Annotated in this window: 15 protein-coding genes; 10 read left to right on the plus strand and 5 right to left on the minus strand. The window is 62.6% G+C overall.

Going from position 1 to position 15,989, the window contains the following annotated elements; genetic code table 11:
- Positions 1-205: 205 nt before the first annotated feature.
- The gene (locus tag EV664_RS17455) at positions 206-664 is read right to left on the minus strand and encodes an Lrp/AsnC family transcriptional regulator (RefSeq protein ID WP_133497007.1); all 459 of its coding nucleotides are present in this window, start codon (positions 662-664) and stop codon (positions 206-208) included.
- Between the two features lie 130 nt (positions 665-794).
- Here EV664_RS17455 and EV664_RS17460 point away from each other — a divergent pair, with 130 nt between their 5' ends.
- The 8 genes from EV664_RS17460 to EV664_RS17495 are packed head-to-tail and all read left to right on the plus strand — an operon-like array spanning position 795 to position 10,282.
- Positions 795-2,024, plus strand: a complete 1,230-nt coding sequence (locus EV664_RS17460; RefSeq protein ID WP_133497008.1) for a thiamine pyrophosphate-dependent enzyme — start codon at positions 795-797, stop codon at positions 2,022-2,024.
- A gap of 13 nt (positions 2,025-2,037) precedes the next feature.
- Positions 2,038-3,042, plus strand: coding sequence for an alpha-ketoacid dehydrogenase subunit beta (locus tag EV664_RS17465; RefSeq protein ID WP_133497053.1), 1,005 nt, complete (start codon positions 2,038-2,040; stop codon positions 3,040-3,042).
- Between the two features lie 2 nt (positions 3,043-3,044).
- Complete coding sequence (locus EV664_RS17470) at positions 3,045-4,343, plus strand: dihydrolipoamide acetyltransferase family protein (RefSeq protein ID WP_133497009.1); 1,299 nt, start codon at positions 3,045-3,047, stop codon at positions 4,341-4,343.
- A gap of 10 nt (positions 4,344-4,353) precedes the next feature.
- Positions 4,354-5,502 (plus strand): acyl-CoA dehydrogenase family protein, encoded by a 1,149-nt coding sequence (locus tag EV664_RS17475; RefSeq protein ID WP_133497010.1) that lies wholly within the window; start codon positions 4,354-4,356, stop codon positions 5,500-5,502.
- Positions 5,499-7,100, plus strand: coding sequence for a carboxyl transferase domain-containing protein (locus tag EV664_RS17480; protein WP_133497011.1), 1,602 nt, complete (start codon positions 5,499-5,501; stop codon positions 7,098-7,100). The genes EV664_RS17475 and EV664_RS17480 overlap by 4 nt, the downstream gene beginning before the upstream one ends.
- 4 nt (positions 7,101-7,104) lie before the next feature.
- On the plus strand, positions 7,105-8,976 hold the full coding sequence (locus EV664_RS17485) for an acetyl/propionyl/methylcrotonyl-CoA carboxylase subunit alpha (protein ID WP_133497012.1): 1,872 nt from the start codon (positions 7,105-7,107) through the stop codon (positions 8,974-8,976).
- Positions 8,976-9,428 carry a MaoC family dehydratase gene (locus EV664_RS17490; protein WP_133497054.1) on the plus strand — a complete coding sequence of 151 codons (453 nt, stop codon included), beginning with the start codon at positions 8,976-8,978 and terminating at the stop codon, positions 9,426-9,428. Before EV664_RS17485 ends, EV664_RS17490 begins: the two co-directional genes overlap by 1 nt.
- On the plus strand, positions 9,425-10,282 hold the full coding sequence (locus tag EV664_RS17495; RefSeq protein WP_133497055.1) for an HpcH/HpaI aldolase/citrate lyase family protein: 858 nt from the start codon (positions 9,425-9,427) through the stop codon (positions 10,280-10,282). The genes EV664_RS17490 and EV664_RS17495 overlap by 4 nt, the downstream gene beginning before the upstream one ends.
- Before the next feature lie 3 nt (positions 10,283-10,285).
- On the opposite strand, the gene EV664_RS17500 is transcribed toward EV664_RS17495, so the two are convergent.
- From EV664_RS17500 to EV664_RS17510, 3 genes are all read right to left on the minus strand, one after another.
- Positions 10,286-10,636 (minus strand): nuclear transport factor 2 family protein, encoded by a 351-nt coding sequence (locus tag EV664_RS17500; protein WP_162848897.1) that lies wholly within the window; start codon positions 10,634-10,636, stop codon positions 10,286-10,288.
- Positions 10,637-10,662: 26 nt separating this feature from the next.
- On the minus strand, positions 10,663-11,457 hold the full coding sequence (locus tag EV664_RS17505; protein ID WP_133497014.1) for an EamA family transporter: 795 nt from the start codon (positions 11,455-11,457) through the stop codon (positions 10,663-10,665).
- A gap of 146 nt (positions 11,458-11,603) precedes the next feature.
- Entirely contained in the window at positions 11,604-12,524 is a 921-nt protein-coding gene (locus tag EV664_RS17510; protein ID WP_133497015.1) for a dihydrodipicolinate synthase family protein, read from the minus strand.
- Positions 12,525-12,620: 96 nt separating this feature from the next.
- Here EV664_RS17510 and EV664_RS17515 point away from each other — a divergent pair, with 96 nt between their 5' ends.
- Both EV664_RS17515 and EV664_RS17520 read left to right on the plus strand, forming a co-directional pair.
- A complete protein-coding gene (locus EV664_RS17515; protein WP_133497016.1) occupies positions 12,621-13,856 on the plus strand; it encodes an NAD(P)/FAD-dependent oxidoreductase in 1,236 nt (411 codons plus the stop codon).
- A gap of 17 nt (positions 13,857-13,873) precedes the next feature.
- The gene (locus EV664_RS17520) at positions 13,874-14,893 is read left to right on the plus strand and encodes an Ldh family oxidoreductase (RefSeq protein ID WP_133497017.1); all 1,020 of its coding nucleotides are present in this window, start codon (positions 13,874-13,876) and stop codon (positions 14,891-14,893) included.
- A gap of 18 nt (positions 14,894-14,911) precedes the next feature.
- On the opposite strand, the gene EV664_RS17525 is transcribed toward EV664_RS17520, so the two are convergent.
- The gene (locus EV664_RS17525) at positions 14,912-15,940 is read right to left on the minus strand and encodes a trans-3-hydroxy-L-proline dehydratase (protein WP_133497018.1); all 1,029 of its coding nucleotides are present in this window, start codon (positions 15,938-15,940) and stop codon (positions 14,912-14,914) included.
- Between the last annotated feature and the right edge of the window lie 49 nt (positions 15,941-15,989).

The raw sequence follows: 15,989 nt of genomic DNA on the forward strand, positions 1-15,989 counted from the left end.
AACCACAACTCGGACACCAGCAGCACCTCCTTGGTGCCGCGATTGAATCAGCCCATCGCCGCCAGCGCAAGCGATTTAATGGGTCCTGAGCCTAGCTATCCCGAAAGAACTTTGGCCTTCGAGCCGATTCTACCGACAAAATAAAAGGGTTCGCGCAGAGATCCGTTCAAGGTGCCGAATAGTCGGCGCGACTGAAGCATGTACACTAAATAATCAAGGGAAGGCGAGTAGTTATCTTAATGATATTAAGTGCAAAGCTGGAATTTATCGACGCCACCTCTGGCAAATGCAACAGCACCTTCTTTAGAAAACTCTCATAGCTTGCCACATCACCCACAACCACTCTAAGCAGATAATCCCTTTCCCCTGACATCGAAAAGCACTCCACGATCTCGTCCCGACAGCGCACGCTTTCTTCAAACGCTTCAAGCGTCGCCTCGTCATGCTGGCGAAGTCGCACCTCGGCAAAAACACTGATCGGAAAGCCCAAAATCTGAGGGTCGAGAATAACGGCCCGTTCCCGAATCGCGCCCGACGCTTCGAGCCTTTTCAGGCGTCTCCAACAAGGCGTGTGCGATAGCCCGATTTGCTCGGCGAGATCGGCGGTGGAGAGATCCGGCGATCGCTGGAGCGCATCGAGCAATTTGAGGTCAAGTCGATCCACGCAACCGTCATCCTACAAAGCCGCCTTCCGATAGGCATCGAATTGCCATATCTGCCAAAAATTTGCAAAACTAGAAAAGACCCTCCGCAGCGACCCATGCCACTCTCGAAGCGCGTTGCGAAGGAAGCTCATGTCCAATCTCCCGCCTCTCAGTTTCTATGTTCCAGAGCCCGCCGCTCGACCAGGGCAGACGAACCTGTTCTCGTCGTCGTCCATGCCTGCGGCCGGAGACATGCGGCGACCTGACCCGCTCGAAGCGGAAGCGGGAATGCGCGATCTGCCCTTTGGGCTCATCCGTGTATTGGATGACGAAGGCTTGGCGGCCGGTCCTTGGGCACCGCAACTGGCGCCCGGCCGCCTGCGCGATGGCTTACGCGCGATGGTCCTGACCCGGCTGTTCGACGACCGCCTTTTTCGTGCGCACCGCCAGGGCAAGACCAGCTTTTACATGAAGTCCTCCGGTGAAGAAGCGATCGGTGCAGCTCAGTCGATGGTGCTTGCTGCCGGTGACATGTGTTTTCCGACCTACCGCGTGATGAGCTGGCTTCACGCACGCAATTACCCGCTCGTCGAAATGGTCAATCAGATATTCTCCAATGAGAAGGATCCTCTCAAAGGACGACAATTGCCTATTCTGTTTTCGGCGCGCGACTACGGCTTCTACTCGTTGTCAGGCAATGTCGGCAGCCGGTTCGGCCATGCAGTCGGCTGGGCGATGGCGTCCGCCTATAAGGGCGATGACAGGATCGCGCTCGCCTATATCGGCGAAGGTACCACTGCCGAAGGCGACTTCCACGAGGCGCTGACCTTCGCCTCGGTTTACCACGCCCCCTGCATACTGTGCGTTACTAACAATCAATGGGCGATCTCGAGCTACGCCGGGATCGCGGGCGGCGACGAGACCACCTTCGCCGCGAAAGCGATCGCCTACGGCATCCCGGGCTTGAGGGTCGACGGCAACGACTTCCTTGCGGTCTGGGCCGCCACCGCCTGGGCTGCCGAACGCGCGCGGGCGAACAAGGGCGCAACCCTTATTGAACTCTATACCTATCGCGCCGGCGGGCATTCGACATCCGACGATCCGACCAAATATCGCCCAGCCGACGAGGCCGCGCATTGGCCACTCGGCGATCCGGTCGAGCGGCTGAAGAAGCATCTGATCACTCTTCGCGAATGGGACGAAGACCGGCATGCCGCGCTTTCCGTCGAACTGGACAGCGCGGTTCGCACCGCGGTGAAGGAAGGGGAATCGGTGGGCACGCTCGGCAAGTCCAAACCGCCGGTCTCGGAGATGTTCGAAGGCGTGTTCAAGGAACCTGATTGGCGCGTCGTCGAGCAACGGCGCGAGCTCGGGGTCTAGGTCCATGCCGACGATGAACATGATCCAGGCGCTCAACTCGGCGCTCGACGCGAAGCTCGCTCAGGATCCCGAGACGCTCATCTTTGGCGAAGACGTCGGCTACTTCGGCGGCGTCTTTCGGGTGACCGACGGGCTGCAGAAAAAGCACGGTCTTAAGCGGTGCTTCGATGCGCCAATCTCCGAAGGTGGGATCATCGCGACCGCTATCGGGATGGGCGCCTATGGCCTGCGTCCTATCCCCGAAATTCAATTCGCAGACTACATCCTGCCCGCTTTCGACCAACTCGTCTCAGAGGCTGCGCGGCTGCGCTATCGTTCGAACGGCGAGTTCTGGGCGCCGATCACGGTGCGCTCGCCTTATGGCGGCGGCATTTTCGGCGGCCAGACCCACAGCCAGTCCCCCGAGGCGATTTTCGCCCATATTACCGGGCTCAAGACGGTGATCCCCTCCAATCCCTATGATGCGAAGGGGCTGCTGATTCAGGCGATCGAAGACGACGATCCCGTGATCTTCCTGGAGCCGAAGAGGCTCTACAATGGCCCGTTCGATGGGCACCATGATCGACCAGTCGCCAGTTGGCAGGGGCACCCCGCAGCAGAAGTACCCGAGGGGCTCTACCGGATTCCGCTTGGAGAGGCATCGATCGTGCGGACGGGCGAGGCGGTGACCGTCCTCGCCTACGGGACGATGGTACATGTCGCGTTGGCTGCGATCCACGAGAGCGACGTCGACGCCGAGCTCGTTGATCTGCGATCGATCGTACCGCTCGACATCGAAGCGATCGTGGCATCCGTCAGAAAGACAGGCCGCTGCGTCATCATTCATGAGGCGTCCCGATTTGGCGGCTTTGGCGGGGAACTCTCGGCCCTCGTCCAGGAACGCTGCTTCCTTCACCTCGAGGCGCCAATCGAACGCGTGTGTGGCTGGGACACGCCCTATCCGCATGCCTTCGAGTGGGATTATTTCCCCGGTCCGCAGCGCATCTCCGCCGCGCTCACTCGCGTCTTGGAGTATTGATCATGGCGCGTTTCGAATTTCGCCTTCCCGATATCGGCGAGGGCATCGCCGAGGCTGAGATCGTCGCATGGCACGTCGCGGTAGGCGATGTCGTCGTTGAGGACCAATCGCTTGCAGACTTGATGACCGACAAGGCGACCGTCGAGATGGAATCGCCGGTTGCGGGACGGGTCGTTGAGATAGCGGGCGAGGTTGGCGATCAAATCCCGATTGGGTCACCGTTGGTCATCTTCGAGATCGAAAGCGAGGAGCCTGACGATCTCAACACCGAGGCGGAGCATGCTCTCTCCCCAACCGAGATTTCCTCGGCAGGCAACGAGGAGCCTTTGCCAGCAACGCCGCGCGCCTCCGAACCTCAGGATGCCGCTCCACCCCCCAACCAGCCGAAAGCGCCCCCCAACGATACGCACGATCAGCTCCCGCACCCGATCGAGCAGAGGCGAGAAGTCCTGGCCACGCCGGCGGTCCGCGAACGAGCGAAGGCACTTGGCGTCGACCTCCGTGAGGTGAAGGCCGATGGCGATCGCATACGCCACGCCGATCTCGACGCCTTCCTACGCTATGGTTCGAACCAAGGATATCACGCCCCGCACAACAGTCGCGCCCGCGCAAACGAAACCATCAAGGTCATCGGGATGCGGCGACGCATCGCCGAGAACATGGCGGCATCGAAGCGGCACATCCCGCACTTCACCTACGTCGAAGAAATTGACGTGACCAAGCTCGAGGAACTGCGCGGCGACCTCAACGCCACGCGCGGAGCCAAGCCAAAACTCACGCTTCTCCCGCTTCTGATAACGGCCATGTGCAGGACTCTGCCTGCGTTTCCGATGCTAAACGCCCGCTATGATGATGAAGCCGGCACGGTTGTCCGGTACGGCGCGGTTCATATTGGCATGGCGACCCAAACCGATGCCGGGCTGATGGTCCCCGTGATCAGAGACGCACAGGATCAGAATATCTGGCAGCTCGCGACCGAGATCGGTCGCCTCGCCGAAGCAGCCCGGACTGGAAAGATCACATCCGGGGAATTGTCCGGATCCACCATTACGCTGACGTCACTCGGCCCCTTGGGCGGCATCGCGACGACTCCGGTAATCAACCGACCCGAGGTGGCGATCATCGGTCCTAACAAAATCGTCGAGCGACCGATGTTCAGTGGCGACGAAATTGTTCGCGCTAAACTGATGAACCTTTCGATCAGCTGCGACCATCGTGTGGTCGATGGCTGGGACGCGGCAAGTTACGTCCAGGCCCTCAAAAAGCTTCTCGAAACCCCTGTCCTCCTGTTCGCGGATTGAAAGATACCAAATGGACGTGACCTTTGATTTCGCCCTCGGCGAGCAAGCCGATATGATCCGGGAGGCGACCGCCCGCTTTGCTGCCGACAAGATCGCCCCGATCGCGGCGAAGGTCGACGCCGAGGACTGGTTTGCCAAGGAACTTTGGCCCGAGATGGGCGCGCTCGGCCTACATGGCATCACAGTCGCCGAAGAGGACGGCGGGCTGGGGCTTGGCTATCTCGAGCATGTCGTGGCGCAGGAGGAGATCGGCCGCGCGTCGGCCTCGATCGGCCTCTCCTACGGCGCCCATTCGAACCTCTGCGTCAATCAGATCCGCCGCTGGGCGACCCTCGAACAGAAAGCCCGTTACCTGCCGAAGCTGATCTCCGGCGAGCATGTCGGCAGCCTCGCCATGTCGGAGGCGGGCGCGGGCTCCGACGTCGTCTCGATGAAGCTCAGGGCCGAGAGGAAAGGCGATCGCTACATTCTCAACGGCACGAAGTTCTGGATCACCAACGCGACCTACGCCGACACGCTGGTCGTCTATGCCAAGACCGGCGAAGGTTCGAAGGGCATCACTACCTTCATCATCGAGAAGGGCTTCAAGGGCTTCTCGATCGGCCAGAAGATCGACAAGATGGGAATGCGCGGCTCGCCCACCGCGGAGTTGGTGTTCGACGATTGTGAGGTGCCCGAAGAGAATGTGATGGGCCCGGTCGGTGGCGGAGTCGGCGTGCTGATGTCGGGGCTCGACTATGAGCGTACCGTGCTGGCCGGCATCCAGCTCGGCATCATGCAGGCCTGCCTCGACACGGTCATCCCCTACGTCCGGGAGCGCAAGCAGTTCGGCAAGCCGATCGGCGCCTTCCAGCTGATGCAGGCCAAGATCGCCGACATGTATGTCGCGCTCAATTCGGCGCGTGCCTATGTCTATGCGGTGGCACGCAACTGCGACGCGGGGCGCACCACTCGCTTCGATGCCGCCGGCGCGATCCTGCTCGCCAGCGAGAATGCGGTGAAGGTCGCCAACGAGGCGGTCCAGGCGCTGGGCGGCGCCGGCTACACGAAGGACTGGCCGGTCGAGCGCTACATGCGCGACGCCAAGCTGCTCGACATCGGGGCCGGCACCAACGAGATTCGCCGGATGCTGATCGGCCGCGAGCTGATCGGGGCATGACGCGGCTTTCCTCCCTGCTCGATCCCGCATCGGACGCCTTTGCCGCCAATGCCGCGCACAATCGCGCGCTGGCCGAGGAGCTGCGCACCAAGGTCGCGACGGCGGCGCTCGGCGGCTCCGAAGCGCATCGCGAGCGCCATGTCGCGCGCGGCAAGCTGCTGCCGCGCGACCGCGTCCACCGGCTGCTCGATCCGGGCTCGCCGTTCCTCGAGATCGGCCAGCTCGCCGCGAACAACATGTACGATAAGGAGGGCGGACCTCCGGGCGCGGGTGTGATCGGTGGCATCGGCCGGGTCAACGGTCGCGAGTGCATGATCCTCGCCAACGACCCGACGGTGAAGGGCGGCGCCTATTTCCCGATGACGGTGAAGAAGCATCTGCGCGCGCAGGAGATCGCTCGCGAGAACCGGCTGCCGTGCATCTATCTCGTCGACAGCGGCGGCGCAAACCTGCCGCACCAGGCCGAGGTCTTCCCTGACAGGGAGCATTTCGGCCGCATCTTCTACAACCAGGCCCAGATGAGTGCCGCTGGCATCCCCCAGATCGCCTGCGTGATGGGAAGCTGCACCGCGGGCGGCGCCTATGTGCCGGCCATGTCGGACCAGAGCGTCATTGTGCGGGAACAGGGCACCATTTTCCTTGCCGGCCCGCCGCTGGTGCAAGCGGCGACGGGCGAGGTGATCTCGGCCGAGAATCTGGGTGGTGGCGATCTCCATGCGCGCAAGTCCGGCGTGGTCGATCATCTCGCTGAGAATGACGAACATGCGCTGCTGATAGTCCGCGATATCGTCGCGACGCTCAATCGTCCCAAGCCGATTGACATCGCACTAGCCGAGCCGCGCCCGCCAAAGCTCGATCCGGAGGAGCTTTACGGCATCGTGCCGCAGGACGTGCGTGCGCCTTATGACGTGCATGAGGTGATCGGCCGGCTTGTCGACGGGTCAGAACTGCATGAATTCAAACCGCTCTACGGCGCCACGCTCGTCTGCGGCTTCGCGCATATCTGGGGAATTCCGGTCGCGATCCTCGCAAACAATGGCGTGCTTTTCTCGGAAAGCGCGCAGAAGGGCGCGCATTTCATCCAGCTGGCGTGCCAGCGCCGGGTTCCGCTGCTGTTCCTCCAGAACATCTCGGGCTTCATGGTCGGCGGCAAATATGAGGCGGAAGGCATCGCCAAGCATGGCGCCAAGCTGGTAACGGCGGTGGCGACGGCGAGCGTGCCCAAGATCACCGTGCTGATCGGCGGCAGCTTTGGCGCCGGCAATTACGGGATGTGCGGGCGGGCCTATTCGCCGCGCTTCCTCTTCACCTGGCCCAATGCGCGCATCTCGGTGATGGGCGGGGAGCAGGCGGCCTCGGTGCTGGCGACGGTGCATCGCGACGCGGAGAAATGGACGCCGGAGGAGGCGGAAGCTTTCAAGGCCCCGATCCGCCGAAAATATGAGGATGAAGGCAATCCTTATTATGCGACTGCCAGACTGTGGGACGACGGCATCATCGATCCGGTCCAGACCCGCGACGTCCTCGGCCTCGCGCTCGCCGCTACGCTGAATGCGCCGACCCCGGAGCGCGCGCAGTTCGGCGTGTTCAGGATGTGATGGTATGATCCGATCCCTCCTCATTGCCAACCGCGGCGAGATCGCGCGGCGGATCATCCGCACCGCGCGCGGCCTCGGAATCCGCACCATCGCGGTCCACTCGGACGTGGATGCCGCCATGCCCTTCGTGCGCGAGGCGGATACTGCGGTGTGTATCGGCCCCGCGCCCGCGCGCGAAAGCTATCTGGTGCAGGAGAAGATCCTGGCCGCCGCGCGGGAGACGGGGGCGGAGGCGATCCACCCCGGCTATGGCTTCCTCTCCGAGAATGCGGAGTTCGCCGAAGCCGTGCAGGCAGCCGGGCTCGTCTGGGTCGGCGCGCCGCCCGCCAGTATCCGTGCGATGGGCCTCAAGGATGCAGCCAAGAAGTTGATGGTGGCCGCCGGCGTGCCCGTGACGCCCGGCTATATGGGCGAGGACCAGTCGCCCGAGCGCCTCCAGGCCGAGGCAGATGCGATCGGCTATCCCGTTCTCATCAAGGCGGTCGCGGGCGGCGGCGGCAAGGGGATGCGCAAGGTCGATGAGCCAGGCGTGTTCGCCGATGCACTGGCGAGCTGCCGACGCGAGGCCTCGTCGTCGTTCGGTGACGATCATGTGCTGATCGAGAAATATATCCTGAACCCGCGCCACATCGAGGTGCAGGTGTTCGGCGACACCCACGGCCAGGTCGTCCACCTGTTCGAGCGCGACTGTTCGCTCCAGCGCCGCCATCAGAAAGTCATCGAGGAAGCGCCCGCGCCGGGCATGGATGATGTGACGCGCGCGGAACTCTGCGCCGCGGCGGTCAAGGCAGCTCGCGCTGTCGACTATGTCGGGGCCGGCACGATAGAATTCATTGCCGACGGATCGGGTCCGCTCACCCCCGACCGCATCTGGTTCATGGAGATGAATACCCGGCTCCAGGTCGAACATCCCGTCACTGAGATGATCACGGGGCAGGATCTGGTCGAATGGCAGCTCCGCGTCGCATCCGGTGAACCCCTCCCGAAACGGCAGGAAGAGCTTTTGATCTCTGGCTGGGCGATGGAAGCACGGCTGTATGCCGAGAATCCGGCAACCGGCTTTCTACCTTCGACCGGCCCGCTCGCCTGGCTGCGTTTCCCGGGTGGAATACGTGTCGATGCGGGTGTGGAGGAAGGCGGCGAGGTGACGCCGCATTATGATCCGATGATCGCCAAGCTGATCGTGCATGCCGAAAGCCGCCGCGGAGCGGCCGCCCGCCTGGCACAGGCCTGCAGCGAGATGCAGGTCTGGCCGGTGCGCACCAACGCCGCCTTTCTGGCGCGCGCGGCCGCAGACGAGGATTTCGCAGCCGAACGCATCGATACGGGCTTCATCGAGCGACGTGCCGACCGGCTTGTGCCCGGTGCGGATCCTTTGGAACCGATCCTCCAAGCTGCTGCCCGCGCCCTTCTGCCGCGTAACCCTGCCGATCCCTGGGGGACGCTCACCGGCTTCCGCGCCAACGCTGCACCGGATCGGCGCATCGCGGTGGAGGTGGCGAATGTCCTCTATCTGGTTGACCTGAAGGCGACCGGGCCTGCTGCGACCACGGTCGAGGTAGCGGGCGAGCCGGTGCTGTTCCTGAGCGGAGAAGCTTGGCCGTTCAGGCAGCCTGTGGCCGATCATGCGGGCGCTGGAGCAGGCGCCTCCGATGGCGCGATCCTTGCGCCCATGCCTGGCCGGGTGATTGCGGTAGAGATCAGTGCCGGTGAGGCGGTTGCCAAGGGGCAGCGGCTTCTTGTTCTGGAGGCGATGAAGATGGAGCAAGCCTTGCTCGCCCCGTTTGATGGCATTGTCGAGATGTTGGACGCCGCCACAGGCGCGCAGGTCAGCGAAGGTACGCTGCTGGCCCGGATCGCGAAGGGGGAGGGATGATGGCGGGGCGTGGTTTTGACGAATGGCAAGTCGGCGATCGCCTCTCTCATGAAATCAGGCGAACCGTCACCGAAACCGATAATCTCCTTTTCTCGACGATGACGCATCATCCCCAGCCGCTCCACATCGATCTGGAGGCTGCCAAAGCAAGCGAGTTTGGCCAGATCCTCGTCAACGGTACCTTCACATTCGCTCTGATGATCGGGCTTTCGGTGGGTGACACGACGCTGGGGTTTCTTGTCGCCAATCTCGGCTACGACAAGCTGGTAATGCCCAAACCCGTTTTCATTGGCGATACGCTACACGCTGAGACCGAGGTGATCGAACTGAAGGAATCGCGCTCGCGACCAGACGCGGGCGTCGTCACCTTCCGCCATGTGCTCAGCAATCAGCGCGATGAGATCGTCTGCCAATGTCTGCGCATGGCTCTCCTCAAGCGTACGTTCGCATGAGGCTCCGCTCGCTGCTGTTCGTACCCGGCGATCGGCCGGAGCGGATCGAAAAGGCGCTGGGGCTCGGAGCCGACGCGTTAATCCTTGATCTCGAGGATTCAGTGGTCCCAGCCGCCAAGGAAAATGCTCGCCGCGCTGTGGCCGAGGCGCTCGCACGGCCGTTACGAACGGTGCCGCTATTCGTGCGGATCAACCCTCTGGACTCGGGCATGCTTTCGGAAGATGTGATGGCCGCGCGAGGTGCTGACGCCCTCATACTGCCCAAGGCTGAGGGCGCTGAGAGCGTGCGCGCGCTCGACGCCGTTTCGGGCGGGGTCGCGCTGATCCTGCCTATTGCCTCGGAGACAGCGGCAGCGGTATTTCAGCTTGGCCACTATGCCGAGGTCGCCGATCGCCTGGTGGGGCTGACCTGGGGGGCTGAGGACCTTCCGGCCGCGATAGGCGCCTCAACCAGCCGCGAGCCGGACGGCCGCTTTACGCCGCCCTATGAGATGGTTCGCGCGCTCACCCTGTTCGGTGCCCATGCGGCGGGCGTGTCGGCGATCGACACTGTGTTCCCCGCCTTCAAGGATCTCGATGGGCTCGCCACCTATGCCGAGCGAGCAGCGCGTGACGGCTTTAACGGCATGATGGCGATTCATCCGAGCCAGGTGCCCGTAATTAATGCCGCTTTCACGCCGACCCCCGAAGCGGTGGCCCATGCACGCGCAGTAGTGGCGGCTTTCGAGGCCAAGCCAGGCGTCGGCGCGCTTCAGCTGGAAGGCAAGATGATCGACGCCCCTCACCTCAAGCAGGCGCGGCGTGTCATCGCCCTGCTGGATGCCTCAAGTACCGGGGAAGATGAGCTTCGGTGAGGCTCATCGCAGTCGGTCGTAGCATGCTGTCTCGAAGAAAGCCTCGTCCTTCTCGTTGAAAAGCACGGTCTCGATGCAGCTTCGCGCGGAATTATCTTTGTAGTGGAGCGCTAGGGCGAGATGGCCGCTGTAGACTGCGACCTTCTCTAACGAAAGGTCCGGAATTCTTCGCATTGCTTCGGCCCAATAGTCTCTCAGCTCTGCCTTTCCCCTGACCGTGCCGTCACGCGCATAAACCTTCGCGAAGGGAGACCGTAGCTGGATATCATTTGCATAAAGAGAAACGAGGCCGTCGAGATCTCGCTTGTTCCATGCTTCGATCCACTGATCTGCCCATCGATCAGGATATATCATCCAACCTCCTCTTGTTTTTTGTCGTGTCATCCCCGTTCGGCAGCTCGCCCGGCGAAAGCGGTCGACACGAACCTGCCCCCTGCTGCGGTCGTCATGCAGAGTGTCGCAAGCATCGCCGATTGCGTAATCCGCTCGTGCAAGAAAATGGCTCCGAGTAACGTCGCGACCGCAGGGTGAACACAGAGCGCCAGGCTGAAAGTTTCCGCTCCGAGGCGCTTTATTGCGATATAGTCCAGCGCGTAGGGGATTGCCGTCGATAGTATCCCAATACAAAGGGCCGTCGGCAGGATCGCAATATCGATCAGCCGAAACCCAGCGGACACGATGCCGACCGGGATGACGATCATGGCTGAGACGGCGATTCCAAAGCCAACCAGATCGGAAATTTCGCTGCGCTGGGCGCGTTTCGCGATTAGAATATAAGCTCCCCAGCACAGCGCGGCGAGCAACGCGAAGAGCGTTCCACGGGCGCCAGCGTGAACGGCCTCATCTCTCGGCAGAATCTCTATAAGGCCGATAAGGGCAAGCGCGACCCAGACCAGATCGATGCGTCGCGAGGGATTGCAGGCAACAACAATCGGTCCCAGGAGTTCGATCGTTACAGCCATCCCCAGAGGCAGGGTCTCGAGCGACTTGTAGAATGCGAGATTGAGGCCGCTCAGCGCGATACCGTATAGCGCGACATATTGAGCGGTCCGAAGGTCCGAGCCGGTGCCGCCAGGGCCGTCGAATGAGGACGAGCAAGGCCGCGCCAATACCAACCCGTGACACCAAAGCCGCCGATCAACGGAATAATCGACTTGGCAAAGAGTGCGCCGCATTGGATGCTGAGCACCGCACCAAATGCGGTCGCGGCGCCTTGCAGGATATTCCGAGAATGCTCCTGCCTCGAAGGCTCCGGATTGGTGTCTATTGTCTGACGCCGAAGGAGGCGAGATCGACCGCCTCTTTCGAACCACGACATCATTCACGCTGGCTCATAGCGGACCGCATCGAGCGGCCTCGTGGAGCGCGCCTTCTCGACGATGGCTTCCACCTGCGCACGCCGCGCGCCGCTGAGCGGCAGCCGCGGTAGTCGCACGCGCTCCGTCCCCCGACCCATCATCTGCTCAGCGAGTTTGATCGACTGAACCAGATCATGCTCGGCGTCGAGGTGAAGCAGCGGCATGAACCACCGATATATGCGGCGCGCCTCCTCGATCTCGCCGGCTTCGAAGGCAGCGACCAGCGCGACCGATTCCTGCGGAAATGCGCTGGTAAGTCCCGAAACCCACCCACGCGCGCCAAGCATCAGCCCTTCGAGCGCGACGTCGTCGAGACCCGCCATTACCACGAAGCGATCGCCGAAAGCGTTGAGGATGTCGGTGAAGCGGCGGGTGTCGGGCGCGCTCTCCTTCACGGCGACGATGTTTGGAAGCGCCGCAAGTCTTTCGAGGAGCGGCAGGCCAATCGAGACCCGGTAGGAATGCGGATTGTTGTAGAGCATGATCGGCAGTGATGTCGCCATGGCGACCGCCTCGAAATGCGCAAACAGTTCATCCTCGCTCGGAACGTACACCATGGCGGGGAGAACCATGAGACCGCTTACGCCAGCCTTCTCGGCGTCCCGGGCGAACTGAGCTGCCGCCGCCGTCGTCAATTCCGATACGCCGGCTACCAAGGGCACCCGCCCGCCGACCGCTTCGCGGCTGGCAGCGAGGATCGACCGCTTCTCCTGTCCGGTGAGCGAATTGTTTTCGCCACAGGTGCCGAGCAGGATGAGGCCGTTGACGCCATCGTCCACGAGTGCGCTCTGCGTGGCTTGGGTCGCCGCGATATCCACGTCGAGCGCCTCGGTAAATTGAGTCGTCGCGGCCGGATAGACCCCGTTCCAGTTCAATTCTGCCATGTTTTTCTCCTCCGACGACGTACCCAGACGCGCCAAACTTTCAAAATCTGAAAATACCCTCTAACGATTATCCATTATAGAAAAAAGGGGGAATCGTTGCGAAGTGTCTCGGTGATCGGGGGCGGAATAGTCGGACTCTCGATAGCGCTCGCCGCGCAGACACGCGGCTTCGCCGTCACGCTCGTCGATGCTGGTCTGGATAAACCGGCCTCCTGGGGCAATGCCGGTCATATCGCTGTCGAACAGGTCGAGCCGCTGGCCTCGTTCTCCGTGCTTCGCAACCTGCCACGCCGCCTTCTGTCAAGCGGGGGAGGGCTGGCGCTGCCACTGGGAAGTATTGCCGCCTGGGCGCCGTTCGGCCTCAGACTGGTGAGAGCAGCACTTCCGGCGCGCTATGCGGCTGGGCGCGTGGCGCTGACCGACCTACTCCGTGAGGCGATGCCAGCGTGGCGCCGCCTGGTCTTGCAACTCGGTGACCCGGACCTGCTCCGTCAGGATGGCCACTTCATCATCTGGGAAACACCCCAGTCAGCGCGAAGCGGTCTGCAGCGATGGCAGACTTCCGATGTCGATACCGCGTTCGCGCGTCCTGCGAGCGCCTCGGAATTCGATCTGCTCAGCCAGTTGGTGACCAAGCCGATCTCCGGCGCCGTGCGCGTGGAAGGGAGTGGTCAAATCGCCGACCTGACGCGTCTTGCCGCGCTGTTGCGATCGACCTTCCGCGGCTGTGGAGGCACAATCATCGAGGGGCAAGCGCATTCGATTTCACAGGTCGGACATCAGTGCGTCGTGCGAGTCGAAGCGGGCACGCTTCTCGCGTCCGACTTCGCCGTCATCGCCGCCGGCTACGGGTCGAAAGCGTTGCTCGCGTCGACCGGATTGAATGTGCCGATGATTGCCGAGAGGGGCTATCACTTGCAATCGGCGGGTAGCGGTTGGCCTTCCTCGCTGCCGCCGCTCGTGTTCGAAGACCGCGCGCTGATCGTGACACGCTTCGACAAGCAGTTGCGCGCCGCGAGCTTCGTCGAGTTCGCCAAGGCGGAGGCTCCGCCAAACCCGGCGCGCTGGCGTCGCATTTTGAGCCACATCGAGCAACTCGGCCTACCGATCGAGCAACCCCTGGAACGTTGGGTGGGCTCGCGTCCCACTTTGCCCGATTATCTGCCCGCCATCGGCCGCAGCAACGCTCATCCCTCGTTCTTCTACGCATTCGGTCATCAGCATCTCGGACTGACGCTCGGACCGCTGACGGGAGAACTCATCGCGGCCCTCCTTGCGGGGGACGAGCCTGCGGTTTCGCTCGAGCCGTTCGATCTGGCGCGCTTCCACTGACCAACCGGGAGATCCCAATGCTAGAGTCTGTGCCCATCACGCTCGACGAAGCGCGAGCGCTGGCGCGCCGCGTGCTTTTGCGACACGGCCTGGCCGAAGACCATGTCGCCTCTGTGATCGAGACGATCGTCGCCGGTGAGCGCGATGGCTGTACATCGCATGGTCTCTATCGTCTGATCGTGTGCGCCCACACGCTTAGCACGGGTGCTGTCGCAAAAGCTGCTAAACCAGAGATCATCGATCTGGCGCCGAGCATCGTCCACGTCGACGCCGACGGCGGCTTCGCGCCGCTTGCACACAGCATGGGACTTCCCTTGCTGATCGCAAAAGCCCGTGCGCAAGGTGTCGCCGCGATGGTGCTCACGCGTTGCGTCCACTTCGCCGCGCTGTGGCCCGACATCGAACCGCTGGCGGATGAGGGTCTGGTCGCCCTGGCCTGCACCCCCAGCCATGCATGGGTCGCGCCGCATGGCGGCACGCTGCCAATGTTCGGAACAAACCCGCTTGCTTTTGCCTGGCCTCGCCAAGGCCGCCCCTCCCTGGTGTTCGATTTTGCGACCAGCGCGGTTGCCCGGGGAGAAATCGAACTTCACAGACGGCAGGGACGACCGCTTGCCAAAGGATGGGCGATCGACTCGCAAGGCGCTCCTACCACCGATCCGGAGGCGGCGCTTGCCGGGGCGATGCTCACCTTCGGCGGTCACAAGGGGTCGGCACTGGCCCTGATGATCGAGCTCATCGCCGGGCCTCTGATCGGCGATCTCACGAGCCGAGAGTCGCTCATCCATGACGACGGGCGCAAGGCAAGCCCGTTCGGCGGTGTGCTGATCCTTGCGATGGATCCCTCGGCTTTTCTTGGCGACACCGCAGCGTTTCACCTAAGCCGCGCCGAAGCGCTGTTCCAATCGCTCGTCGAGCAAGGGGCGCGTCTACCGGGCGATCGCCGCCTGGCAGCGCGCCGTGCTCACGACACCGCACCCTTGTCGATCGATCGGGCTCTCTATGACGATCTGATCGCCCTGAGCGGCGATCCCTAAACCTGGGAAGTATCCGAACTATTGCTTCTGCGGCCAGGTATCCGTGAGACGGTAGCCCCGAGGCCAGGGGTCTGTTTCATCCAGCCGATGTTCCTGCGTGCCGGTGATCCAAGCCCGCCCGGCTATCGATGGGATGATCGCGCGCAGGCCCGCGACGTCCACATCCTCTTCGATCTTACAATCGAACCGGCCACCGATAATCGAGCGCCCGATCATGCGATCGCCGACGCGAAGAAGGCCGCGCGCCGAAAGCACCGCCATCCGGGCGGAACAGCCGGTTCCGCAGGGCGACCGGTCGATCTTGCCGGGTTGAATGGCCACTGCATTCAGGCTGATGGGAACGCCGTCTTCCACGAATAAGGGGGCCGCGATCTGGCAGAACGAGATGTGCGACCAGTCCTTCTCAGGATGCACGAATCCGATCTGCTCGTTCGCAGCATTCGTAATCGCTATGCCAACACGAGCCAGATCAAGCGCCTCACTTGGGTCCAAACCAAAGCCGAGCTTGTGCGCATCGACGATGGCGAAACTGTCTCCGCCGAAGGCCACGTCCACTTGGACAGTTCCCAGTCCCGACACCTCTACATATGCATCTAGTCGCGCCGTGAAGCTCGGCAGGTTAAAAGTGCGGACCTCAACGACGCGGCCGTCCCTGCAGGTTGCGAGGATCTCAACGAGACCGCCCGGCGCCTCAAGGCGAACGATCGTCTCAGGCTCGATCATGCGGATCCTGCCGGTCTCCAGCAGCACCGTCGCCACGCACATCGAATTGGAGCCCGACATCAGCGGCGTGTCCTCGGGCTCCATGACAATCCAGCCGGCATCGGCACGAGGATCGATGGGCGGTACGAGCAGGTTGACGTGTCGGAAAACACCGCCGCGCGGCTCGTTGAGCACATAATCGCGCAACCCCTGATCCGTGGCCACCCAGCGTGCTTGTTCTCGAATGGTCTCTCCCGGCGGCGCTTCAATTCCTCCGACAATGACGTCGCCGACCTCACCCGCGGCGTGGCAGTTGACGATTTTCACAACGTCCGAGGGGCGCATCGCAATCTCCCGTCAGCAATTTTTTCACTGCGCTCGTTCGCGCCCATCC

Source organism: Stakelama pacifica (genome assembly GCF_004361835.1).
GTDB lineage: Bacteria > Pseudomonadota > Alphaproteobacteria > Sphingomonadales > Sphingomonadaceae > Sphingomonas > Sphingomonas pacifica.